This is a genomic window from Actinoplanes subtropicus (assembly GCF_000721705.1).
Taxonomy (GTDB): Bacteria; Actinomycetota; Actinomycetes; order Mycobacteriales; family Micromonosporaceae; genus Actinoplanes; species Actinoplanes subtropicus.
In genome coordinates this window covers 361,149-385,363 of the sequence record NZ_JOJL01000021.1, presented here as the reverse complement: position 1 = coordinate 385,363, position 24,215 = coordinate 361,149, and the positions used below count along the sequence as shown (strand labels likewise).

The 24,215-nt window shown below is 72.8% G+C and carries 20 protein-coding genes; 15 read left to right on the top strand and 5 right to left on the bottom strand.

Going from position 1 to position 24,215, the window contains the following annotated elements:
- Positions 1-57: 57 nt before the first annotated feature.
- The gene (locus tag IH26_RS56225; RefSeq protein WP_157437447.1) at positions 58-618 is read right to left on the bottom strand and encodes a hypothetical protein; all 561 of its coding nucleotides are present in this window, start codon (positions 616-618) and stop codon (positions 58-60) included.
- Between the two features lie 2,182 nt (positions 619-2,800).
- Between IH26_RS56225 and hisI the strand changes: the two genes are divergently transcribed.
- From hisI to IH26_RS0129035, 3 genes are read left to right on the top strand one after another with little or no spacing between them, the layout of a single operon-like run.
- The gene (hisI, locus tag IH26_RS0129045; RefSeq protein WP_051808693.1) at positions 2,801-3,208 is read left to right on the top strand and encodes a phosphoribosyl-AMP cyclohydrolase; all 408 of its coding nucleotides are present in this window, start codon (positions 2,801-2,803) and stop codon (positions 3,206-3,208) included.
- A complete protein-coding gene (locus IH26_RS0129040; RefSeq protein WP_030439424.1) occupies positions 3,205-4,737 on the top strand; it encodes an anthranilate synthase component I in 1,533 nt (510 codons plus the stop codon). Before hisI ends, IH26_RS0129040 begins: the two co-directional genes overlap by 4 nt.
- Positions 4,734-5,309: a Trp biosynthesis-associated membrane protein gene (locus tag IH26_RS0129035; RefSeq protein WP_030439423.1), complete on the top strand. Its 576-nt coding sequence runs from the start codon at positions 4,734-4,736 to the stop codon at positions 5,307-5,309. Before IH26_RS0129040 ends, IH26_RS0129035 begins: the two co-directional genes overlap by 4 nt.
- Positions 5,310-5,339: 30 nt before the next feature.
- Here the strand turns inward: IH26_RS0129035 and IH26_RS58445 are convergent, their stop codons facing one another.
- Together IH26_RS58445 and IH26_RS58440 are read right to left on the bottom strand one after the other, a co-directional pair.
- Entirely contained in the window at positions 5,340-5,735 is a 396-nt protein-coding gene (locus tag IH26_RS58445; RefSeq protein ID WP_281179798.1) for an FAD-dependent oxidoreductase, read from the bottom strand.
- Between the two features lie 6 nt (positions 5,736-5,741).
- Positions 5,742-6,620 carry an FAD-dependent oxidoreductase gene (locus tag IH26_RS58440; protein ID WP_157437445.1) on the bottom strand — a complete coding sequence of 293 codons (879 nt, stop codon included), beginning with the start codon at positions 6,618-6,620 and terminating at the stop codon, positions 5,742-5,744.
- 64 nt (positions 6,621-6,684) lie between these two features.
- Here IH26_RS58440 and IH26_RS0129025 point away from each other — a divergent pair, with 64 nt between their 5' ends.
- Complete coding sequence (locus IH26_RS0129025) at positions 6,685-7,299, top strand: TetR/AcrR family transcriptional regulator (protein WP_030439422.1); 615 nt, start codon at positions 6,685-6,687, stop codon at positions 7,297-7,299.
- 33 nt (positions 7,300-7,332) lie between these two features.
- Here the strand turns inward: IH26_RS0129025 and IH26_RS0129020 are convergent, their stop codons facing one another.
- On the bottom strand, positions 7,333-7,635 hold the full coding sequence (locus IH26_RS0129020; protein WP_425394403.1) for a hypothetical protein: 303 nt from the start codon (positions 7,633-7,635) through the stop codon (positions 7,333-7,335).
- Between the two features lie 351 nt (positions 7,636-7,986).
- Here IH26_RS0129020 and trpC point away from each other — a divergent pair, with 351 nt between their 5' ends.
- From trpC to IH26_RS63200, 8 genes are all read left to right on the top strand, one after another.
- Positions 7,987-8,790 carry an indole-3-glycerol phosphate synthase TrpC gene (trpC, locus tag IH26_RS0129015; protein WP_030439420.1) on the top strand — a complete coding sequence of 268 codons (804 nt, stop codon included), beginning with the start codon at positions 7,987-7,989 and terminating at the stop codon, positions 8,788-8,790.
- Positions 8,787-10,046, top strand: coding sequence for a tryptophan synthase subunit beta (gene trpB / locus IH26_RS0129010; protein WP_051808625.1), 1,260 nt, complete (start codon positions 8,787-8,789; stop codon positions 10,044-10,046). Before trpC ends, trpB begins: the two co-directional genes overlap by 4 nt.
- A complete protein-coding gene (gene trpA / locus IH26_RS0129005; protein WP_030439418.1) occupies positions 10,043-10,846 on the top strand; it encodes a tryptophan synthase subunit alpha in 804 nt (267 codons plus the stop codon). The genes trpB and trpA overlap by 4 nt, the downstream gene beginning before the upstream one ends.
- An 85-nt stretch (positions 10,847-10,931) precedes the next feature.
- Positions 10,932-12,131, top strand: coding sequence for a prolipoprotein diacylglyceryl transferase (gene lgt, locus IH26_RS0129000; RefSeq protein WP_157437444.1), 1,200 nt, complete (start codon positions 10,932-10,934; stop codon positions 12,129-12,131).
- Positions 12,132-12,143: 12 nt separating this feature from the next.
- The gene (locus IH26_RS0128995; protein ID WP_030439416.1) at positions 12,144-13,385 is read left to right on the top strand and encodes an FAD-dependent oxidoreductase; all 1,242 of its coding nucleotides are present in this window, start codon (positions 12,144-12,146) and stop codon (positions 13,383-13,385) included.
- A 49-nt stretch (positions 13,386-13,434) separates the two neighbouring features.
- Positions 13,435-14,382, top strand: coding sequence for a YihY/virulence factor BrkB family protein (locus tag IH26_RS0128990; protein WP_030439415.1), 948 nt, complete (start codon positions 13,435-13,437; stop codon positions 14,380-14,382).
- 36 nt (positions 14,383-14,418) lie between these two features.
- Positions 14,419-14,955, top strand: coding sequence for a trehalase-like domain-containing protein (locus IH26_RS63205; protein WP_030439414.1), 537 nt, complete (start codon positions 14,419-14,421; stop codon positions 14,953-14,955).
- Positions 14,838-15,380 (top strand): glycoside hydrolase family 15 protein, encoded by a 543-nt coding sequence (locus tag IH26_RS63200; RefSeq protein ID WP_342668316.1) that lies wholly within the window; start codon positions 14,838-14,840, stop codon positions 15,378-15,380. The genes IH26_RS63205 and IH26_RS63200 overlap by 118 nt, the downstream gene beginning before the upstream one ends.
- Here the strand turns inward: IH26_RS63200 and IH26_RS0128975 are convergent.
- Positions 15,311-16,012 (bottom strand): GNAT family N-acetyltransferase, encoded by a 702-nt coding sequence (locus tag IH26_RS0128975; protein WP_342668314.1) that lies wholly within the window; start codon positions 16,010-16,012, stop codon positions 15,311-15,313. The two genes, IH26_RS63200 and IH26_RS0128975, sit on opposite strands and share 70 nt — an antisense overlap.
- Positions 16,013-16,454: 442 nt before the next feature.
- Here IH26_RS0128975 and gltB point away from each other — a divergent pair, with 442 nt between their 5' ends.
- The 3 genes from gltB to pyk all read left to right on the top strand — a co-directional run bounded on the left by gltB (position 16,455) and on the right by pyk (position 24,209).
- Entirely contained in the window at positions 16,455-21,008 is a 4,554-nt protein-coding gene (gene gltB, locus IH26_RS0128970; RefSeq protein WP_030439411.1) for a glutamate synthase large subunit, read from the top strand.
- Complete coding sequence (locus IH26_RS0128965; protein WP_030439410.1) at positions 21,001-22,473, top strand: glutamate synthase subunit beta; 1,473 nt, start codon at positions 21,001-21,003, stop codon at positions 22,471-22,473. The genes gltB and IH26_RS0128965 overlap by 8 nt, the downstream gene beginning before the upstream one ends.
- Positions 22,474-22,772: 299 nt before the next feature.
- The gene (gene pyk / locus IH26_RS0128960) at positions 22,773-24,209 is read left to right on the top strand and encodes a pyruvate kinase (RefSeq protein WP_030439409.1); all 1,437 of its coding nucleotides are present in this window, start codon (positions 22,773-22,775) and stop codon (positions 24,207-24,209) included.
- Positions 24,210-24,215 lie beyond the last annotated feature (6 nt).

Genomic DNA, 24,215 nt, shown 5'->3' with positions numbered 1-24,215 from the left:
GGCAAAAAACAAGAGCGCCCGCCGTCGGCCGACGGCGGGCGCTTCGAGGCCGGGGTGCTACAAGGCCAGGATGCGGTCGAGGAACTCCCGGTAGCCGCGCATCGCCATCCGCATACTCTCGGTGTCCGGGGTGGCGGTGCCGCGCAGCGGGTCCAGCTCGTCCCGCTCGGCGAGCAGCGCCTCGGTCAGCTCGTTGACCGCGTCGGTGAGCAGGTCGTGCGCCCGGGTGAGCGCCCGCTCCGGGTCGTCCACGAACTCGGCCTTCACCTCGTGCCAGGCCGCCCGGAAGTGCCGGGTCGCGTCGTCGTCCCAGAACGCGATGTGCCCGGCCGCGACGTCGCCCGGGCGCAGCGCCTCCGCGGCGGGCTGCTCGTCGTCGGGATCGGGGGCGGCGCGGCGGCCGCGGCGGGCCGGCTCGGCGTCCTCGAGGCTGGCAGAGCGGCGCGGCGCCGGCGTCCGCGGCGGGTTGTCGTCGTCCCAGGGGCGCAGGTCGTCGCCCAGGGCGCGCAGGCCGGCCGCGAGCGCGGCGATCTGCGGCTCGCCCGGCGGGGTGACCAGCGGCGGCGCGTCCTCGGCCGACTGCGTCCTGCCCGCCGAGACAACACCCGACACCGGCACGGACGCCAAGGTCGCCCCCGATCCGAGGACCGCCCCGGACGCCGGGGTGGCCCCGGGCCGCAAGGCCGACCCGGATTCCAGGACTGCCCCGGACGCCGATGCGGTCCCGGATCCCATGACCGCCCCGGACGACGACGCGGCCCCGGATGCCGAAGCCGCCCCGGGCGCCGAGGTGGACCCGGAAGCGATGGCCGACCCGGACGCGGGGGTGGCGCCAGACGCGAAGCCTGATCCGGACGCCGGGGTGGAGCCAGACGCGGGAGCCGAGCCGGACGCCGGAGCCGAGCCGGGCGCTGATGTCGGGGCAAGTGGCGATGTGGTGCCCGTGCGCGGGGCGGGGACGCCGGAGACCGGGCCGGCCGTCGGGTCGGGCAGGGCCGGCACATAGGACGGCGGCTGGCCGTAAGCCGGAGTGAAACCGGAGGAGACGGCCTGCCCCGAGGTCGGCTGCCCGGAGACGGGCTGCGCCGAGAGCGGCTGGCCCGAGACCGGCCGACCTGAGACTGGCTGCCCCGAGACCGATTGGCCCGAGTCGGGCTGGCTGGAGGTGGGCTGCCCCGAGACTGGCTGCCCGGAGGCGGGTCGGCCGGAGATCGGCTGTCCGGAGATTGGCTGCCCGGAGACGGGCTGTCCGGAGATCGGCTGTCCCGAGGTCGGCTGTCCCGAGACGGGCTGTCCCGAGGCCGGCCGTCCGGAGATCGGCTGTCCCGAGGTCGGCTGCCCCGACACGGGTTGCCCGGAGACCGGCTGGCCGGAGGTGGGCTGGCCGGAGACGGGTTGGCCGGAGACGGGTTGGCCGGAGACGGGTTGGCCGGAGATCGGCGCGCCCGAGGTCGGCGTGACGATCGGGTTGGTGGAGGTCGGCGCGGACGCCCAGCCGGTCGCCGGCCGGCGCGGGTCGGTCGGCGGCTCGGTCCACGGGCGGCCGCTCAGTTGGCCGGGCGTCGGGGTGTCGGCGTCGTCCTCGGAGCGGGTGTCGCCGGACGCCGGGAAGCCGGGCCCCCGGAAGGTGGGCGCCGCGAAGCCGGGTGCGGGGAAACCGGGACCGCCGGCCCGTCCGTTCATGTCGTCACGCCCGTTCTCGTCGCTGGCCGTCGCCGGCCCGGTGGTCTCCGCGGCCGGGTCATCCACAGTAGACGGCTCGGTGTCCGGTTTGCTCGGCCGCCCGTTCAGGTCGGGGCCGCTGTGGCCGTTCAGGCCGGCCCGGTGCTCGCCGGGGGTGGTGCGCCCGCCGAACAGGAAATGCCCGTTGCGCCCGCCGAGCCCGAAGCCGCCGAACGTGCCGGCGTCCCGGTCCCACGGGTCAGTTCGCGAGGACTCTACGGCGTGAGCTGCGTCTTCACCGGTCTCCGACGCGCCGGAGTGACCGGGATCGCCCTCCCGAGCCGTCGGCCGCGCGTCGCCCCCGGCATCCGCCCCGTCCCTGGCGCGCCCCTCCGAAGCGTCCCCGCCACGCCCCTGCGGCCCGCCCTGAGCGCCGGGTCCGCCCGGCCCGCCCTGAGCACCGGGCCCGCCCGGGCCGCCCTGAGCGCCCGGCCCGCCCAGCCCGTCGCCGATTCGCCCGGCCCCGCTGTTCGCCAGTTCCCGTCCGAGCCCGCCGGTGAAGCCCCCGCCGCCCAGACCGCCGAAGCTGCCCCCCGAGCCGCCGCCGTGGCTTCCGCCCGGGCCGCCGGACGTCGGTGAGGACCCCGGGTCGTTCGGGCCGGGACCGTCAGGGCCTCGGGCGGCCGATGCGAAGGCGACCCCCGGCGTACCCGGGAAAGGTGGTCTTGTCGGAATGGGAGTGCCGTGGACCGGCGTGACCGGGGTCGGAACACCCTCGGCGGCCGTCGCGGGATCGGGTGCACGTCTCGAACCGAGCGCCACCATCTGAGTTTCACCCGGATGAGCGATGGTCATTTCGTGCGGCCCGGACTCGGCGGACGGTTCCTCGTCCTCCCGATGAACCGGCCAGAAGCGCGAGAGGCCGCGCGGTGACCGGGCGTTGTCGGGGCTGGACGTCGGCTCCATGGGCTTAAGACTCCCGTCGCGTGGCTGCCCCACCCGCGCCCGTGAGCTGCGCAGACCCTCGTCCGGCGGGCGGGCCACCGCGTCCTGGGCCGGGCGCGGCGCAGCACGACGGTACCGTCCCGGACGTCCCGGGTCATCCCCCGTGCCCGGATCGTGGGCCGCGCCGCGGGGCGTGCCCACCCCGATTCCGGCGGGGGTGGAGAATCGGAGCGTGGCAGTCAAGACCGACCTCGACCCGGCGATCGCCGCCCGGCTCAAGCGCACCCCCGACGGGCTCGTCGCGGCGATCGTGCGCGAGCAGGGCACCGGCGACGTGCTCATGCTCGCGTGGATGGATGACGAGGCGCTGCATCGCACGCTCACCACCGGCCGGGCCACCTACTGGTCGCGCAGCCGCCAGGAGTATTGGGTGAAGGGCGCCACCTCCGGCCACCACCAGTTCGTGCGGTCTGTGGCGCTCGACTGCGACGGCGACGCCCTGCTGGTCACCGTCGAGCAGGTCGGCGCGGCCTGCCACACCGGCGCGCACGACTGCTTCTTCACCGAGCTCCCCGTCTCGATTTCTGAGGAGGCGCAGTGACCAGCGGTGCGGTCAGCCCCGACGAGGCGACCTTCCTGCGGCAGCGGCGGCGCGTCGTCCCGGTGACCCGGCGCCTGCTCGCCGATGGTGAGACCCCGGTCGGCGTCTACACCAAGCTGGCCGGCGGCCCCGGCACCTTCCTGCTGGAGTCGGCCGAGCAGGGCGCGGGCCCGTCCGGCGCGGCCTGGTCGCGGTATTCGTTCATCGGCGTGCGCAGCGCCGCCACCCTGGTCGAGCGGGACGGCGAGGCGGCCTGGCTGGGCGTGCCCCCGGCCGGCGTGCCGCTCGACGGCGACCCGGTGACCGCGCTGCGCGAGACGGTGGCCGCCCTCGCCGACGGGCCGGCCGAGGCCGGCCTGCCCCCGCTGACCGGCGGCATGGTGGGCTACCTCAGCTATGACCTGGTCCGGCGCTTCGAGCGGCTGCCGGCCACCGCCGAGGACGATCTGGCCCTGCCCGAGCTCGGCATGATGCTCGCCACCGACCTGGTGGTGCTCGACCACTACGACGGCTCGGCGATCCTGGTGGCGAACGCGGTGCTCGCCGAGGGGGCGGACGAGAAGGCTCGGCTCGCGGCGTACCACAACGCGGTCGGCCGGCTCGACGCGATGACCACCGCGCTCTCCCGCCCCACCCCGCCGATGATCTCCACCGTGGAGCGTCGACCAGCCGCCGAACCGGTCAGCCGCACCGCCCCGGGGGAGTATCAGAAGGCGGTCGAGGAGGCCAAGGAGGCGATCCGGGCCGGCGAGTGCTTCCAGATCGTCGTGGCCCAGCGGTTCGAGCGGGCCACCGACGCGAATTCGCTGGACGTCTACCGGGTGCTGCGGGCGACCAATCCCAGCCCGTACATGTATCTCTTGCGCTTCGACGACTTCGATATCGTCGGCTCGTCCCCGGAAGCGCACCTCAAGGTCAACCCCGATGAGGCGGGCGTACGCCGGGCGCTGCTGCACCCGATCGCCGGCACCCGCTGGCGGGGCGCCACCCCGGAGCAGGACAACGCGCTCGCCGCCGAGCTGCTGGCCGACCCGAAGGAGCGCTCCGAGCACGTCATGCTGGTCGACCTGGGCCGCAACGACCTGGGCCGGGTGTGCAAGCCGGGCACGGTCGAGGTGCCGGAGTTCGCCCGGATCGAGCGCTACAGCCACGTCATGCACATCGTCTCGACGGTCACCGGCGAGCTGCGCGACGACCGTACGGCCTTCGACGCCCTGGCCGCCACGTTCCCGGCCGGCACCCTCTCCGGCGCGCCCAAGGTCCGCGCCATGGAGATCATCGAGTCGCTCGAGCCGACCCGCCGCGGGCTGTACGGCGGCACGGTCGGCTACTTCGGCTTCGCCGGCGACATGGACATGGCGATCGCGATCCGCACCGCCCTGCTCAAGGACGGCACGGCCTACGTGGGCGCCGGCGCCGGCATCGTGGCCGATTCCGACCCGGCCGCGGAGGAGACCGAGACCCGCAACAAGGCGGCCGCCGTGCTGGCCGCGATCGCCTCCGCGGAAACCTTGCGCGCCGCCCGATGAGCCGTCGCTCCTATTTCCTATCGCTGGTCGCCTGCCTGGCCGGCGCGGGGCTGGCGCTGTACGCGATCACCCGCACCTGGTCGGTCCACCTGACCCCGCGCACCGGCATGTCCGCCCTGCGCGACGCGAAGACCGGGACGGACCTGGCGCCGTGGGTGACCGGACTGGCCGTGGTCGCCCTGGCCGGCACCGGTGCCCTCCTGGCCACCTCCGGCTGGCTGCGCCGCGTCGTCGGCGTGCTGCTGTCGCTGGCCGGCGTGGGGGTCGTCGCCGGTGCCATCGCCGGGCGAGCCGGCCTGGACCCGGGTGCGGCCACCGGCGGCACCGCGTGGCCGGTGGTGTGCGTCATCGGCGGCGCGATCATCATGCTCAGCGGCGTCACGGCCGCCCGCCAGGGTCATCGATGGCCGCGCATGTCTGCCCGCTACGACCGCAAACCGGTTCCGCTGCCCCGCTCCGGGGCCGGTGGCGCGGCGACCGGCCGGCCACGAGACAAGTCCTCGACTGTGGTGGCCGACCACCGGGCCGCCTGGGACGCCCTGGACCGGGGCGACGACCCGACGGCCGGGTGACCGACCAGCGTACTTTCCGGATATTTCCGGTCATTGACCGAGAGTGCGGGCCATGGCACGCCGGAGCGGCGGAATCGCGGCGGTCGTACGCAGGGCAGTACGGAAGAAGGCGCGACCCAGAGTGGACGACGTCGCCGACTGGCGGGCGTTGCGCATGGAGCGACGGACGGCCTTGAAGCCGTAGTCGAGCATCTCCGTCTCGTACCGGTGGATCGCGGCGAGCAGCGCCGTGCCGTCGCCGGTCGCGGCGGCGGTAGTGACGGTCCGACCGGCGGTGGTGCCGATCCGGGTGGCGGTCGTGCCGGGGTGGGCGGCCGGGGCGGCGGCCGCGGTCAGTTCGCGGGTCAGGGCGGCGGCGTCGCGCAGGGCCGTGTTGGCGCCGATGCCGGCCATCGGGGTCATGTTGTGGATGGCGTCGCCGAGCAGAGTGACTCAGGTCGTCGGCCAGGGGGAGACCGGGCCGGCGCTCTTCACGTGGAAGGCGTTGACGGTGGCCGGGTCGCTGTTCTCGATCAGGGCGTGGAAGTCGGGGGACCAGCCGTCGATGCGGGAGCGGACCAGGGCCCGTAGCGCCGGGCCGTCGTAGCCGGTCACGTCGGTGGGGAAGGTCCCGGCGGCGTCGGAGTAGCCCCAGATGGCCTCGCCGGACTCGACCGCGGTGAACAGGGAACCCCGGGCGCGCGGGAGCACGATGTTCGCCCGGGTGGTCAGCGTGGGGGCCAGGCTCGCCGCGTCGGGGTTGCGGCCGGCGATCGTCAGGACGCCGGTGTCGATGCGCTGCGCGTGCGGGAGTAGTTGCGCGCGTACGGCGGAGTTCGCGCCGTCGGCTCCGATCAGGAGGTCGGCGGTCGCGGTGGTGCCGTCGGTGAAGTGGGCGGTCACCCGGTCGCCGGTGCGGTCGTAGTGGGTGAACGTCTTGCCCCGGTGCAGGACGTCGTCCAGGCCGGACAGCAGGGCGGCGCGCAGCCGGATGCGGCCGATGCCGTAGTGCCGCTCGCTCTCCGGCGCGCCCGGCCGGTTGATCTCGGACTCGTCGAAGGCGAGCAGGTCGGTGGCCCGGTCGGTGAGGAAGCCGAAGCCGCCGCCGGGGGACGCCGCCGCGCGGAACTCCTGCCAGTTGGGCGGGGGCAGGCAGTCGTGCAGGGCGCGGGCGCCGGCCGGGCTGATGTGGATGCGGTAGCCCTGCAGCCAGTCGGTGCGCTCGTAGGTGCGCTCGTAGACGTCGACGCGGATGCCCGCGCGCCGCAGGCCGTGCGCGAGGGCCAGTCCGCCGACGCCGCCGCCGATGATCGTCACGCTTGGGTTTGTCATACCAGCACTGTCACTCAAGCAAATGACGCTGTCAACCAATTGTTTGATTGATAGGGTCAGGCGCGTGACTGAGGAGCGGAGACCTCGGCGTTCGCCGTCCGCGGGCGAGCGGCTGCGCGACCCCACGCGGACCCGGGAGCGGATTCTGGACGCGGCGCTGGTCGAGTTCGGCGAGCACGGGTTCGCCGGGGCGCGGATCGGCGCGATCGCCCGCCGGGCCGGGGTCAACCAGCAGCTGATCTCGTACTACTTCGACGGGAAGGCCGGCCTGCACACCGCGCTGATCGAGCGGTGGCGGCGGTTGAGCGCCGCGTTGAACCCGTCGGACGCGCCGCTGGGCGAGGTGGTGGCCGGCTTCGTGCGAGTGAGCGCCGAGCAGCGGCACTGGGTGCGGTTGCTGATCTGGCAGGCGCTCGCCGGGCACCGCGACGAGGGCGACACAGAGTATCGGCGGGCGATGGTCGACGACCTGCGGCGGCGCCAAGCGGCCGGGGAGATCGCGGCCGACCTCGACCCGGGCTATTTGCAGTTGGCGCTCTTCGGAGCCGCGTTGGCGCCGATGGTGCTGGCCCAGTTCGCCGAGGACTTCACCGGGCTGTCGCCGGAGTCGGCCGAATTCCGGGACAACTACCTGGAGCAGCTCACGCGGATGATCGGCCACCTGGCCGAGCGGTCCTGAACCCCCGGGACGGCCGCGATCGGCGGGACGGCGTCAGCCTCGTACGACCTGGGGTGTTTTGGTCATCTTGCGGCCGCGCGGCGCGCGACGAGCGACCAGCGCGGCGACCTCGCGGATCAGATCGGCGCGGGCCTGGTTGCGGGCTCGGTCGGCGAGCATCGCGTCCCAGGCGTTGTCCCGGGCGGTGCGGACGTTCTCCTCGCCGACGACCACTCGCTGCACGTTGCTGATCAGATCGGCGGCGGTGGCGACGACGGCTCGGGAGACGGCTGCGAGGCCGGCGGGCTGGGCCGGAGCGGGCTTCATATCGGCCACGGTCATCTCCTCGTCGATCACAGTTGCTCGGTCACCTTCGGGTCACCGGTCGCCTACTCCGCGAACAAGTGTGCCCTGGACCGAGCATGGCCGGGCCGTGTTTCACCGTCATGACGACGGCGTCAACGGGTTTCGGTATCCACCGATCAGATGAGGTGTCCCAGCGCAGGCCCGTGGGACCCCTGTGACTGAACTGACAAGATGGTCGAGCAGGCGGCATTATGCCGCAGCCCACCTCGTGAGGCGCGCCATACCCCGGGGGCTTGCCGGGGACCGCCACCTCCTAGCATCGGGCGGAGGACACCCGGAGAGGGGAGTCATTTCGTGACATCCGATCAGCAGGCGGAAGCGGGCAGTGGCGGGCCGCAGAACGTGCTGGAGGAGATTCTCGCCGGTGTGCGCGAGGACGTGGCGGCCCGGCAGGAGCGGGTGCCGCTGGAGCAGGTTCGGGAGGCAGCGGCGACGGCGCCGCCGGCCATCGACGCCTACGCGGCGTTGCGTAAGCCCGGGGTGGCGGTGATCGCCGAGGTGAAGCGGTCGTCGCCGTCCAAGGGCGCGCTGGCCGACATCCCCGATCCGGCCGACCTCGCCGGCGAGTATGCGGCGGGTGGCGCCCGCTGCATCAGCGTGCTCACCGAGGGCCGCTGGTTCGGTGGCTCGCTGGCCGACCTGGCCGCGGTGCGCGCCTCCGTGCGCATCCCGGTGCTGCGCAAGGACTTCGTGGTCTCGGCGTACCAGGTGCACGAGGCCCGCGCGCACGGCGCCGACCTGGTCCTGCTGATCGTGGCGGCGCTGGAGCAGAACGTTCTGGTGGGCCTCCTGGAGCGGATCGAGTCGCTGGGCATGACCGCGCTGGTCGAGGTGCACAACGAGGAAGAGGCCGATCGGGCGCTGGAGGCGAACGCGAAGGTGATCGGGGTGAACGCCCGGGACCTGCGGACGCTGGAGGTGGACCGGTCGGTGTTCGAGCGGATCGCCCCGGGCCTGCCGAACAATGTCGTGAAGATCGCCGAGTCCGGGGTGCGCGGGCCGCACGACCTGATTCGGTACGCGTCGGCCGGCGCCGACGCCGTCCTGGTGGGGGAGGGTCTGGTGACCCAGAAGTCGCCGCGGGACGCGGTCGCCGAGCTGGTGAACGCGGGCAACCACCCGGCCACCCCGAGGCCGGTCCGGTGAGCGCGCCCAGCCTGCCCGAACTGCCCAGCCTGCCCGACCTGTCCGGGCATTTCGGCCGCTACGGCGGCCGGTTCGTTCCGGAGGCGCTGGTCCGGGCGCTCGATGAGCTGGATGACGCATATCGGACAGCCAAGACTGATCCGATATTTCAGGCGGAATTCGGAAATCTCCTCAAGAACTACGCCGGGGTGCCCTCGCTGCTCTACCGCGCCGAGCGGCTCAGCCGGGCGGTCGGCGCCGAGATCCTCCTCAAGCGGGAAGATCTGAACCACACCGGCGCCCACAAGGTCCGCAACGTGCTGGGCCAGGCCCTGCTGGCCAAGCGGATGGGCAAGCCCCGGGTGATCGCCGAGACCGGCGCCGGGCAGCACGGCGTGGCCAGCGCGACCGCCGCCGCCCTGCTCGACCTCGAGTGCGTGGTCTACATGGGCGAGATGGACACCGAGCGGCAGGCGCTCAACGTCGCCCGGATGCGGATGCTCGGCGCCACCGTGATCCCGGTGACGAACGGCTCCCGCACCCTCAAGGACGCCCTCAACGAGGCCCTGCGCGACTGGGTGGCCAGCGTCGACACCACGCACTACCTGCTCGGCACGGCGGCCGGCCCGCACCCGTTCCCGGAGATCGTCCGCGATTTCGTGGGCGGGATCGGGGTGGAGGCCCGGGCCCAGTGCCTCGACCAGCTGGGCCGCCTGCCCGACGCGGTGGCGGCCTGTGTCGGCGGCGGCTCGAACGCGATCGGCATCTTCCACGCCTTCGTGCCCGACGAGGAGGTGCGGCTGTACGGCTTCGAGGCCGGCGGCGAGGGCGTCGAGACCGGGCGGCACGCGGCGTCGATCACCGGCGGCTCGTCCGGGGTGCTGCACGGCGCCCGGACGTACGTGCTGCAGGACGAGGACGGGCAGACCGTCGAGTCGCACTCGATCTCGGCGGGCCTGGACTATCCGGGCGTGGGGCCGGAACACGCGTGGCTGCACGACACGGGGCAGGCGGAGTATCAGCCGGTCACCGATGCCGAGGCGATGGCAGCCTTCCAGTTGCTGTGCCGGACCGAAGGGATCATCCCGGCGATCGAGAGCGCTCACGCCATCGCCGGAGCAGTCCGGATAATTCCGGAATTGTCGGCAGAAATCGGGCGGGAGCCGACGATCGTGATCAACCTGTCCGGCCGCGGGGACAAGGACGTGCACACCGCCGGCGCCTACTTCGGCATCCTCGACCCGGTCGAGACGCTGGTCCCCGGGGAGCAAGAGTGAGTATCTCGGACATTTTCCGCAAGGCGCGCGCGGAGAACCGGGCCGTCCTGGTGGGCTGCATGCCGGCCGGGTTCCCGACCGTCGAGGACAGCATCGCCTCGATGATCGCCATGCACGAGGCCGGCTGCGACGTCATCGAGGTCGAGCTGCCCTACTCCGACCCGGTGATGGACGGCCCGGTGATCCAGAAGGCGAGCGACATCGCCCTGGCCGCCGGCGTACGCACCCGGGACACGCTGCACATCATCGAGGCGGTGGCGAAGGCCGGCGCCCCGGTGGTCCTGATGACCTACTGGAATCCGATCGAGAAGTACGGGGTGAACGCGTTCGCCCGCGACCTGGCCGCGGCCGGCGCCACCGGAATGATCACGCCCGACCTGATCCCGGACGAGGCGGCGGAGTGGATCGCCGCGGCGGACGAGCAGAGCCTTGATCGGACCTTCCTGGTCTCGCCGTCCTCGACCGACGAGCGGATCGCGATGACCGTGGCGAACTGCCGGGGATTCGTCTACGCCACCGCGCTGATGGGCGTCACCGGCGCCCGCACCTCGGTGTCGCGGCAGGCCCCGGACCTGGTCGCCCGGGTGCGGCACGCCGACCCGGAGATGCCGGTCGGGGTCGGCCTGGGCGTCGGCAACGGCAAGCAGGCCGCCGAGGTGGCCGGGTTCGCCGACGGCGTGATCGTGGGCAGCGCGCTGATCCGCTGCGTGCTGGAGGCGACCGACCGGCCGACCGGCCTGGCCCGGCTGCGCGCGCTCAGCGGGGAGTTGGCCGAGGGCGTACGCCGGCCCGAGAAGTAAGGCCGGCCGGAAAAGTAAAGAGGGCGCAAAAGTAGACGTGCCCTGGTACTTCCCCGCGAGCGCGGCGGCGGTAGCGTGTGCACCCGTGATAGTTGCCGCCATCCCCAGCCCGACGACGTCCGTCTGGCACCTGCTCGGCCTGCCCATCCGGGCGTATGCGCTCTGCATCGTCGTGGGCATCGTCGCCGCTGTCCTGATCATGGAACAGCGGATGCGCAGCCGCGGCGTCGCGCCCTGGGCCTCGCTCGACATCGCGGTCTGGGCGGTGCCGTTCGGCATCATCGGCGCCCGCATCTATCACCTGATCACCTCGCCGCAGGACTACTTCGGCTCCGGCGGCCACCCGATCGACGCGCTCTACATCTGGAAGGGCGGCCTGGGCATCTGGGGCGCCGTGGCGTTCGGCGCGCTCGGCGCGTACATCGGCGCCCGTCAGCTGCGGCTGCCGTTCAGCCTGGTCGCCGATTCGCTCGCGGTGGGCCTGCCGGTGGCGCAGGGGATCGGCCGGCTCGGCAACTGGTTCAACAACGAGTTGTACGGCAAGGCCACCACGCTGCCGTGGGGCCTGCGGGTGCACGACATGGATTCGAACAACCCGGGGCACGCGCTGACCATCGACGGCCAGCCGGTCACCAAGGCGGGGCTCTACCAGCCGACCTTCCTGTACGAGCTGGTGTGGGACCTGGGCGTGGCGGGGCTGGTCTGGGCGCTGGACCGTAAGTACAAGTTCGGGCGGGGCCGGGCGTTCGCGCTGTACGTGATGGCGTACACCGCCGGCCGGTTCTGGATCGAGATGCTGCGCATCGACGACGCCAACCACATCTTCGGCATCCGGCTCAACGTGTTCACCGCCGGGATCGTGTTCGTGGCCGCGCTGGCCTACTTCGTGATCGTCCGCGGCCCCCGGGCGTACGTGGTGCCGGACGACGCGCCGGAGACCGCCCCCGAGGCGGGCGCCGAGACCTTGGCGGGCGAGGTCCGCACCGAGGACGGCCAGGTCGCCGAGCCGGCCGAGGAGTCCCCGCGGCGGGCGCCCAAGGGCTACCAGTTGGTCAGCGAGCCGAGGTTCGAGGCGTACCGGAAGACCGGCGTGCTGCCACCGGACACCCCCGAGGATCGGGCGCTGGAGGCCGCCGCCGGCGGCCACCCGGTCGAGCCCGACCCGGCCGGGCCGGCCGGCAACACCGAGGCGGTCCTCGCCACCGGCGCGGCCGCGACCACCGGCCCCGACGGCGCCACCGGCGGCGACGCCGAAGTGGACAAGCGCCCCGCCGACGAGAACTGACCCGCGGTCGTCGTGCGTACGGCGGTAGTGGTGGGCGCGGGGATGGCCGGTCTGGCCACCGCCGGAGCCCTGTCGCGCGCCGGCTGGCAAGTGATCCTGCTGGAGCGGGGCGAGCGGGTCGCCGCCTCGCCCACCGCCCTGGTGCTGTGGTCGAACGGCCGCCGCGCCCTGGAGTCCCTCGACCCCGACGGCGGCTGGTCGGCGATCGCCGCGCCGCTGCCCGACGGTGGGGTGCGCCGCCCGGACGGCCAGTGGCTGGTCCCCCCGCGCGCCCGCAACGGCGCTTCGGCACAGCCGGCTACCGACGGCGCGGAGAACCCGAGCCCCTCCGGGGCTGGGCCGGCACCCGCCGTCGTGCACCTCCAGGACCTGTACGACGCGCTCGTCGCCGGCCTCAGCGACCGGGTGGAGATCCGCACCGGCTGCACGGTGACCACGGTCCGGACCAGCGCCCGCAACCGCCCCGTGGTCGAGGTCGGCCGCACGCCGATCGAGGCCGACCTGGTGGTGGCCGCCGACGGCATCGACAGCCCGGTGCGCCGCGCGTTCGCGCCCGAGTCGGTGGCGGTCGGCTCCGGCTTCGCGGCCTGGCAGGCGGTGATCCCGGCGTACCGGGTGCCGCGCCTGTCCCCGGAGGAGGCGGCCGGCGGCGAGACGCTCGGCGCCGGCTACCGGTTCGTCTCGATCCCGCTCGGCGAGCGGGCCGCCGGCCGGGGCGGCGTCTACTGGGTGGCGACCGCGGCCGGCGCGCCCCGGCCCGAGTCGCCCGCGACCCAGCTCGCGCTGCTGCGTCGCTGGTTCGCCGACTGGCACCCGCCGGTGGCCGCGCTGATCGAGGCGACCCACCCGGAGGACCTGGTGCCGCAGGAGGTGCGCGAGCTGCGGCCGCTGCCCCGGTCGTACGGGTTCCGCTCCGGCCCGGGCGGCGTGGTGCTGCTCGGCGACGCGGCCCACGCCATGCCGCACCACCTGGGCCAGGGCGCCTGCCTCGCCTTCGAGGACGCGGCCACGCTGCGCTCGCTGGCCGCCGACGCGGCGCCCGGCGAGGCACTGGTCGCGGCGATCGACGAGTACAGCCGGCTGCGCCGCCCCCGGACCACCAGCGTGGTGCGGCAGACCCGGCGGATGTCCGCGGTCGTGCAGGCCCGCGGCCGGCTCGCGCTGCGCGCCCGGGACGCCGCGCTCAACCACATGCGCCCCCGCATCCTCGGCGGCCACGCCATGGGTTCGGGCGACTGGATGCCGCCGGAGTGAAGCGTTCATCCCGCCCGGATGACACCCGCGGGGCAGAGACAACCGGACCATGAACGACGTGCTCGCCCGCCTCGACCGGTTCCAGCGGGAGCACCGCGCGGCCGGCTTCCCGTACGCGGTGATCATCAAGTATCTCGACGACGACGGCCCGCGCCACGCCGCGCTGATCACGTACTACGGATTCCTGAGCATGTTCCCGCTGCTGCTGCTCGGTGTCGCGGTCGTCTCCCGCCTGCTGGCCACCGACCCCGGCCTGCGGCACAGCGTGGTCACCGCGATCGTCCCGACGGCGCTGCAGTCCACCGTCGACGCGGCCGCCTCGGCGCTGCCCACCTCGCCGGTGGCGTTCGTGATCGGCGCGATCGGCCTGGTCTGGTCGGCGACGGGGGTGGTGTACGCCGCGTACCGCACGCTCAACCACGTGGCCGGCGTCCGGATGCGTGACTTCCCCAACCCGATCGGCGCGTACGCCCGGGTCGTCGGGGTGGCCCTGCTCCTGCTGGTCGGCGTGATCGCCGGCGGCGGTCTCACCGTGGCGACGGCCGCGCTGCCCAGCATCGGCCTCCCGGACCGGCTGTTCGCCGCGCTCGGCACCGGCGTCGCCGCGTTCGCCGTGCTGATGTTCGGCGTCCGGATCCTGCTGTTGCGCCCGGCGCCGGTGGCCGCCCTGTGGCGCCCGGCCGCCTCCGGAGCGCTGCTGCTGGCCGTGGTCCTGCACGTGGGCGCCCCGGTGCTCACCCTGCTGGTCCGCAAGGCGGGCCCGGTGTACGGCGCGTTCGCCACCGTGGCCGGCCTGTTCGCCCTGCTCTACCTGGTCAGCCAGGCGCTGGTCGCGGTGGCCGAGATCGCCGTGGTCCGGCGCGCGCGGTTGTGGCCGCGTGCCCTGGACCGGGCGCACCCGACCGGGGCGGACGAGCGGGCGCTCGCGATGCTGGCCCGGGAGCAGGAGCGTATCCCCGGCCAGGTGGTCGAGTCCCGCATCATTCGCGAGGCATGATGCGCGATCGCGGGGTGACCACGAACGCTCGGCGGTATGGCTGACTATCCGCCCATCGCCGAGCACGGCCTGATCGGCGACCTGCAGACGGCCGCGCTGGTGGCCACCGACGGCTCGGTCGACTGGTTCTGCGCGCCCCGCTTCGACTCGCCCAGCATCTTCGGCGCGCTCCTCCACGCCGATTCCGGCGGATATTTCCGGATTGGTCCGGTGCGTGCCGGGCCGACGACCGTGCGGCAGCTCTACGTCCCCGACACGGCCATCCTGATCACCCGCTTCCTGACCGAGGACGGTGTCGGCGAAGTCATCGACTTCATGCCGATCTCCGGAAAAACCCGGACGGACGTCCATCGGCTCGTCCGGCTGGTCCGCTGCGTCCGGGGCGCGATGACCTTCACGGTGGACCTCGCGCGTGCCTGTACTTCGCCGACCGCCACGGCATCGCGGCCGGCCGCCTGGGCTGGCGCAAGATCTGTGACCTGCTCGCCTGGCTCGGCGACAACTGGGACCAGCCGGAGGAGGGCATCTGGGAGACCCGCGGCGGCCGCCAGGACTTCACCTACGGCCGCCTGATGAGCTGGGTGGCCCTCGACCGGGGCATTCGCCTGGCCACCGAGAGCGGCCAGCCGGCGCCGCTGGCCCGGTGGATCCGCGAGCGGGACGCGATCTACGACCAGATCATGCAGCTCGGCTGGAGCCCGGCCCGCCAGGCGTTCCGCCAGTACGTGGAGGCGCTGGCCCGCTCCGGCCGCGTCGACCAGGCCCGGATGACCTTCGCGAAGATGCTGACGTACGCCAATCACCTGGGCCTGTACTCCGAGGAGATCGCCCTCACCGGCGAACAGATCGGCAACTTCCCGCAGACCTTCACCCACCTGGCGCTGATCAACGCGGCCCTGGCCCTCGACGACCGGCTGCGGCGGCCCGGCTACATCGGGGCGGCGGCGGGCTCGGCGATGCAGGCGGTGCCGATGCGGCGGAACCCGACCCGGGTATAGAGGCGGGCCACGTCGTCGTTGCCGGCCGAGAGAAAGACCAGCGAGACGTGGTCGGCCAGCGCCCGGCGGGCCAGGGCGGCGGTGAGCTGGGAGGCGTAGCCGCGGCGGCGGGCGGACGGCAGCGTCGACACGCCGGCCACCTCGGCGACGTCGCCCGAGCGCATCAGGATGCCGCCGGCGAGGATGCCGTCGGCCGGGGAGGTCACCACCGCGGAGACGTACGTGCCGTCCGCCGCCCGGGCGCGGAAGCCCTCGACCATGGCCTCGCTCAACGGCTGGGTGGCGGCGTCGCGCTCGGCCGGGCCGGCCGGCTCGACCAGCAGGGCCGGTTCGAGCGGCTGGGCGGGCTCGGTGGCGACCGCGGTGACCTCCTCGAGCGGGGTCGCGGCCGGCGGGTCGGCGAACGCGAGGTTCGCCACCGCGCGCGACGCCGCGAGATCCGACGCGTACGTGGGGGAGGACGGGTCGAGCAGGCTGACCGTGGCGCCGGGGACCGGCAGGTCGGGCACCAGCGCCGCCGGATCGAGCACCAGCAGCGGGGCGAGCAGCACCTCGAGCCCGGCCGAACGGGCCACGGCCAGCAGGTCGGGCGTGGTCTCGTGGACCCACTCGAAAGCCTCCGGGACGCCCAAATCTCGCTGCCTGCGCCGGGTGGCAGTAATATCAGCGGCAGATGGCGTTTGCGCCCCTACCCGGGGCCGGGCGTAGTAGGGCCACCCCTCGCCCTCGCGGACGAAAAGCACAAGCTCCCCGATTTCCTCCACACGTGCGTAGGGTCGGGGGAGAGCGTCGTAGAACCGCTCGAGCCTGACGAAGACGTCGGATTCCGGGGCGTCGCTATCCGGGTTTGGCACCGCGCGAGACTACCGAATGGCGCAACGAAGCGCCGCTCAGCCAACTCCCCTCACATTGGCCCTTAGCAAATTGCCCGCGTACGTGCCGGTTCGCCCCGATCCAAGTGTGATCCATCCGAACTGGCGGAGATCGGTGCTCCTTAACGTAGACTCTAGAGACTTTGCAGGGCCGACGTCGTCCCGACCTTGATGTGTAACACCAGTGACGACAGGAGGCCCGGTGGCATATCCGCACCCCCAGGGACTGTACGACCCGGCGCAGGAGCGTGATGCCTGCGGAGTGGCCTTCGTCGCCGATCTCCACGGCCGTCGCTCCCATGACGTGGTCGCCAAGGGCCTGTCGGCGCTGATCCGGCTCGACCACCGGGGCGCCCGCGGCGCCGAGTACAACACCGGCGACGGGGCCGGCATCCTGCTCCAGGTCCCGGACGCCTTCTACCGCGCGGTCGCCGAGTTCGAGCTGCCCGCCGCCGGCTCGTACGCGACCGGCCTGGTCTTCCTGCCCAACGACGCCGACGCCGCGGCCCGCGCGATCAAGGTCTTCGAGAAGTACGCGCTCGTCGAGGGCGGCGAGGTGCTCGGCTGGCGCGACGTCCCGGTGCGCCCGGACGGCCTGGGCGCGTCGGCCGACGAGGCCCGCCCGGCGATCAAGCAGGTGTTCCTGGGCGCGCACCGGCTGACCGACACGCCGGCCGGCCCCAAGGACGAGCCGCTGAGCGGGCTCGAGCTCGACCGGGTCGCGTTCACCATCCGCAAGCAGGCGGAACGGGAGTCGACGCAGCGTGGCGTCGGCGCGTACTTCCCCTCGCTGAGCTGCCGGACGATCACCTACAAGGGCATGCTCACCCCGGACCAGCTGCCCGAGTTCTTCCCGGACCTGACCGACGAGCGGGTCGCCAGCGCGATCGCCCTGGTGCACAGCCGGTTCTCCACCAACACGTTCCCGTCCTGGCCGCTGGCGCACCCGTACCGGTTCATCGCGCACAACGGCGAGATCAACACGATCCGCGGCAACAAGAACTGGATGGCGGCCCGCGAGGCGCTGCTGCAGTCGAAGGTGCTGCCCGGCAACATCAAGCGGCTGTTCCCGATCGCCACGCCGGAGGCGTCCGACTCGGCCAGCTTCGACGAGGTGCTCGAGCTGCTGCACCTGGCCGGCCGGACGCTGCCGCACGCGATGCTCATGATGATCCCCGAGGCCTGGGAGAACGACCCGGGGATGGAGCCCCGCCGGCGCGCGTTCTACCGCTTCCACGCGAGCCTGATGGAGCCGTGGGACGGTCCGGCCGCCGTCGCGTTCACCGACGGCACCCAGATCGGCGCGGTCCTCGACCGCAACGGCCTGCGCCCGGGTCGGTGGTGGCACACCGCCGACGGGCTGGTCGTGCTCGGTTCCGAGGCGGGCGTGCTCGACCTCGACCCGGCCACTGTGGTCGCCAAGGGCCGCCTGCAGCCGGGCAAGATGTTCCTGGTCGACACCGCCGCGGGCCGGATCGTGCACGACGACGAGATCAAGGCCGAGCTGGCCGCCGCCGAGCCGTACGACGAGTGGCTGCACGCCGGGCTGATCAACCTGGCCGACCTGCCGCCGCGCGAGCACGTCATCTACACGCACGACTCGGTGACCCGCCGCCAGCAGGTCTTCGGCTACACCGAGGAGGAGCTGAAGATCCTGGTGGCGCCGATGGCCCGGACCGGCTCGGAGCCGCTGGGCTCGATGGGCACCGACACGCCGATCTCGCCGCTGTCGCTGCGGCCGCGGCTGCTGTTCGACTACTTCCACCAGATGTTCGCGCAGGTCACCAACCCGCCGCTGGACGCCATCCGGGAGGAGCTGGTCACCAGCCTGTCCGCCACGATCGGTTCGGAGGCGAACCTGCTCGACCCGGGCCCGGCGTCCTGCCGGCAGATCGTGCTGCCCTACCCGGTGATCGACAACGACGAGCTGGCCAAGCTGCTGTCCATCGACGAGGACGGCAACCTGCCCGGCTTCAAGGCGGTGCGGGTCAGCGGCCTGTACCCGCTGCGCGACGGCGCGGCCGGCATCAAGGCGCGGCTCACCCAGATCTGCCGGCACGTCTCGGAGGCGATCGAGGACGGCGTACGCATCCTGGTCCTCTCCGACCGCGACTCCAACGCGGACCTCGCGCCGATCCCGTCGTTGCTGCTCACCGCGGCGGTGCACCAGCACCTGGTCCGCGAGCAGACCCGCACCCAGGTGGCGCTGGTCGTCGAGTCCGGCGACTGCCGGGAGGTGCACCACGCCGCCGTGCTGATCGGCTACGGCGCCGCCGCGGTCAACCCGTACCTGGCGTTCGAGACGGTCGACGACCTGATCGCCACCGGGCCGCTGGCCGGCATGGACCCGCGCACCGCGGTCCGCAACTACGTCAAGGCGCTCGGCAAGGGCGTCCTGAAAATCATGTCGAAGATGGGCATCTCGACCGTCTCGTCGTACTGCGGCGCCCAGGTGTTCGAGGCCGTCGGCCTGGACAACAAGCTGCTGCAGCGCTATTTCGCCGGCACCAGCGGCCGGATCGGCGGAGCCGGCCTCGCCGAGATCCACGCCGAGGTGAAGGCGCGGCACGAGAAGGGCTACCCGGCGAACCCGGCCGAGCGCAGCCACCGCCGCCTCGAGGTGGGCGGCGAGTACCAGTGGCGCCGCGAGGGTGAGGTGCACCTGTTCAACCCGGAGACGGTGTTCCTGCTCCAGCACGCCACCCGCTCCAAGCAGTACGACGTGTTCCGCAAGTACACGGCGAAGGTGGACGAACTGGCGTCGCAGGCGGGCTCGCTGCGCGGCCTGTTCGAATTCCGCGGCGACCGTACGCCGATCCCGCTGGACGAGGTCGAGCCGGCCACCGAGATCGTCAAGCGGTTCGCCACCGGCGCGATGAGCTACGGCTCGATCTCCGCCGAATCGCACGAGACGCTCGCGATCGCGATGAACCGGCTGGGCGGCAAGTCCAACACCGGCGAGGGCGGCGAGGACGTCGAGCGCCTCTACGACCCGCAGCGCCGCTCGGCGGTCAAGCAGATCGCCTCCGGCCGGTTCGGCGTGACCAGCGAGTACCTCGTGAACGCCGACGACCTGCAGATCAAGATGGCGCAGGGCGCGAAGCCCGGCGAGGGCGGCCAGCTGCCCGGCAACAAGGTGTGGCCGTGGATCGCCAAGACCCGGCACGCCACCCCGGGCGTCGGCCTGATCTCCCCGCCGCCGCACCACGACATCTACTCCATCGAGGACCTCGCCCAGCTCGTGCACGACCTGAAGATGGTGAACCCGTCCTCCCGGGTGCACGTCAAGCTGGTCAGCGAGATCGGCGTGGGCACGGTCGCGGCCGGCGTCGCGAAGCTCAAGGCCGACGTCATCCTGATCTCCGGGCACGACGGCGGCACCGGCGCGTCCCCGCTGAACTCGCTCAAGCACGCCGGCTCCCCGTGGGAGCTGGGCCTGGCCGAGGCGCAGCAGACGCTGCTGCTCAACAAGCTGCGCGACCGGGTCACCGTGCAGGTCGACGGCCAGCTCAAGACCGGCCGGGACGTGATGATCGCGGCGCTGCTGGGCGCCGAGGAGTTCGGCTTCGCCACCGCGCCGCTGATCGTCTCGGGCTGCATCATGATGCGGGTCTGCCACCTGGACACCTGCCCGGTCGGCATCGCCACCCAGAACCCGGTGCTGCGCGAGCGCTTCACCGGCAAGCCGGAGTTCGTCGAGAACTTCTTCATGTTCCTCGCCGAGGAGGTCCGCGGGTACCTGGCCGAGCTGGGCTTCCGCACGATCGACGAGGCGATCGGCCACGCCGAGCTCCTGGACGTACGCCCGGCGGTCGACCACTGGAAGGCCAAGGGCCTCGACCTGGCCCCGGTGCTGTTCGTCCCCGAGCTGCCCGAGGGCGCGGCCCGCCGCGGCGTCCAGAAGCAGGACCACGGCCTCGACAAGGCGCTCGACAACAAGCTCATCGAGCTGGCCCGCCCGGCGCTGGACGGCGGCGACAAGGTCAGCGAGGAGCTGCCGGTCCGCAACGACCAGCGCAGCGTCGGCGCGATGCTCGGCGGCGAGGTGACCCGCCAGTTCGGCGGCGCCGGGCTGCCCGACGACACCATCGCCTTCACCCTGCGCGGCACCGGCGGGCAGTCGTTCGGCGCGTTCCTGCCGCGCGGGGTCACCCTGCGGCTGATCGGCGACACCAACGACTACGTGGCCAAGGGCCTGTCCGGCGGCCGGGTGGTGGTGCGGCCGGACGAGCGTGCGCCGTTCGTCGCGGAGGACAACATCATCGCCGGCAACACCATCCTGTACGGGGCGACCAGCGGCGAGCTGTTCCTGCGCGGCCGCGCGGGCGAGCGATTCGCGGTCCGCAACTCCGGCGCGTCGGCGGTCGTCGAGGGCGTCGGCGACCACGGCTGCGAGTACATGACCGGCGGCGTCGTGGTGGTGCTCGGCCCGACCGGGCGCAACTTCGCGGCCGGCATGAGCGGCGGCCAGGCGTTCGTGCTCGACCTGGTGCCCACCCGGGTCAACCCGGAGCTGGTCGACCTGGCCCCGCTCACCCCGGACGAGCAGAACGTGCTGCGCGGCCTGGTGGGCAATCACCTGGCCGAGACCGGCTCGGCGGTCGCCGACCGGCTGCTGGCCGACTGGCCCGCCGCGGTCGGCCGGTTCACCGCCGTGGTACCGCGCGACTACAAGCGCGTGATGGAGCTGATCAGGACCGCCGAAGCCGCCGGTCGCAATGTGGACGAGGCGGTAATGGGGGTCAAGGGTGCCTGATCCGAACGGTTTTCTCCGCTACGAGCGGCAGCTGCCCAAGCGGCGGCCCGTCCCGGTACGCATCCGGGACTGGCGGGAGGTCTACCCGCCGGCCGGCGAGGAGCTGATCCGCGACCAGGCGACCCGCTGCATGGACTGCGGCATCCCGTTCTGCCATGAGGGCTGCCCGCTGGGCAACCGCATCCCGGACTGGAACGACCTGGTACGCACCGGGGCGTGGCAGGCGGCGGCCGAGTCGCTGCACGCCACCAACAACTTCCCGGAGTTCACCGGCCGGCTCTGCCCGGCGCCGTGCGAGGCCGCCTGCGTGCTGGGCATTTCCGACGACCCGGTGACCATCAAGCAGGTCGAGGTCGAGATCGCCAACCACGCGTTCGAGCTCGGCTACGTACGTCCCCAGCCGGCGCCCGCCCCCACCGGATTCAAGGTCGCGGTGGTCGGCTCCGGCCCGGCCGGCCTGGCCGCCGCGCAGCAGCTGGCCCGGGCCGGGCACGCGGTCACCGTCTTCGAGCGGGACGACCGGATCGGCGGCCTGCTCCGCTACGGCATCCCGGACTTCAAGATCGAGAAGTCGGTGGTCGACGCGCGGCTGGCCCAGATGGAGGCCGAGGGCGTCGTCTTCCAGACCGGTGTGAATGTGGGCGTCGACATCACCGCCGACGACCTGCGCGACCGGTTCGACGCGGTGCTGCTCGCCGCGGGTGCGCTGGCCGGCCGGGACACCCCGGCCACGCCGGGCCGCGGCCTCAACGGCGTGCACCTGGCGATGGACCACCTGGTCCCGGCCAACCGGATGGTGGCCGGCCTGCAGGACACCACGCCGATCGACGCGGCCGGCAAGCACGTCGTGATCATCGGCGGCGGCGACACCGGCGCGGACTGCCTCGGCGTCGCCCACCGGCAGGGCGCGGCCAACGTCATCCAGCTCGACCAGTACCCGCTGCCGCCCGAGGTGCGGGCCGGCGACCTGCACCCGTGGCCCACCTGGCCGGTGATCCTGCGCAACTACCCGGCCCACGAGGAGGGCGGCGACCGGGTCTTCGGCGTCGCGGTGCAGGAGTTCATCGACGACGGCGCCGGCAACGTCCACGCGGTCCGGGTCGCCGAGGTGGTCGTCGAGCGGGTCGACGGCGTCCGCACGGTCACCGTCACCCCCGGCACCGAGCGGGACCTGCGCGCCGACCTGGTGCTGCTGGCGATCGGCTTCGACGGCACCGAGCAGCAGCCGCTGCTCGAGCAGTTCGGCATCACCCGCAACCGGCGCGGGGTGCTGGACGCCGACGCCACCTGGCAGACCGGCGCCGAGGGCGTCTTCGTGGCCGGCGACATGCACCGCGGCGCCTCCCTCATCGTCTGGGCGATCGCCGAGGGCCGCTCGGCCGCCGCGGCGATCCACGACTACCTCGGCGCCAAGGGCGACCTGCCCGCCCCCGTCCGATCGAGCGCCCAGCCCCTGGGCGTCTGAAGCCGGACCACCGCCACACGCGAGAGGCGCGTCCACGGCCTCGCCATGCAGCTCGATCGCGTTGGCGAGGCGGTAACGGTCATCATTGCGGTCGGTGACGGTCCGGGCCTCGTACGGCAAAGGGGGTTGTCGCCGGACGGCCCGGAAGCGAAGGATTAAGCTGTCACGCGCGGTCGTCGACGCCCGCGAGACGGCGCAGCGCACCTGCGGTTTCCCTCCGGAGGAAGGCCTCGCCGCCTACCGTTCACCCGCATGACGGGGGTCGGTCAAAAGGCCGATCCGGAAGAGAGACTAGCCTGATGGCTGTGACACGCCGCGTAAAGATCGTCTGCACCATGGGGCCCGCGACCGCATCCGCCGAGCGCATGCTCGGGCTCGTCGAGGCGGGCATGGACGTGGCCCGCATGAACTTCAGCCATGGCAGCCACGAGGACCACCAGAAGGTGTACGACCTCGTGCGCGAGGCCGCCCGGCAGACCGGTCGCGCGGTCGCCGTCCTCGCCGACCTGCAGGGGCCGAAGATCCGGCTGGGCAAGTTCGCCGACGGCCCGCACGTGTGGAACACCGGTGACCTGGTGACCATCACCAGCGACGAGATCCTGGGCACCGTCGACCGCGTCTCCTGCACGTACAAGAAGCTTCCGCAAGAGGTCAAGACCGGCGACCGGCTGCTGATCGACGACGGCAAGGTGGCCGTCGAGGTGGCCGGCGTCGAGGGCAACGACATCCGCTGCCTGGTCATCGAGGGCGGCCCGGTCAGCAACAACAAGGGCGTCTCGCTGCCGAACGTTGCGGTCAGCGTCCCGGCGATGAGCGACAAGGACGAGGAGGACCTGCGCTTCGCCCTGTCGCTGGGCGTCGACCTGGTCGCGCTGTCGTTCGTCCGCTCGCCCGACGACATCAAGCTGGTGCACGCCGTGATGACCGAGGAGGGCCGTACGGTCCCGGTCATCGCCAAGGTGGAGAAGCCCGAGGCGGTCGACCACCTGGAGCAGATCGTGCTCGCCTTCGACGGCGTCATGGTGGCCCGCGGCGACCTCGGCGTCGAGCTGCCCCTCGACCAGGTGCCGCTGGTGCAGAAACGCGCCGTGCAGCTGTGCCGGGAGAACGCGAAGCCGGTCATCGTGGCGACCCAGATGCTCGACTCGATGATCGAGAATTCCCGCCCGACCCGCGCCGAGGCCTCCGACGTGGCGAACGCGGTGCTCGACGGCACCGACGCGGTGATGCTCTCCGGCGAGACCTCGGTCGGTAAGTACCCGGTGCTCACCGTCAGCACGATGGCGAAGATCGTCTCGACCACCGAGGCCGGCTCGATCCCGGTGCCGCGCCTGCAGCACGACCCGCGTACGCACGGCGGCGCGCTGACCGTGGCGGCCTCCCAGATTGCCCGCAACATCGGGGCGAAGGCGCTGGTCGCGTTCTCGCAGACCGGCGACACCGTGCGCCGGCTCGCCCGGCTGCACTGCGAGCTCCCGCTGTACGCGTTCACCCCGGTCCCCGCGGTGCGCGACCAGCTGGCGATGAGCTGGGGCGTGGAGACGTTCCTCACCGACTTCGTGCAGCACACCGACGACATGTTCCGGCAGGTCGACGCGAAGATGCTGGGCCTCGGGCTGGCCAAGCCCGGCGACTACGTGGTCGTCGTGGCCGGCTCCCCGCCGAACGCGCCGGGCTCGACCAACACGCTGCGGGTGCACCAGTTGGGTTCGCTCGTCGACCCGTCCACGGTGTGACCGTTC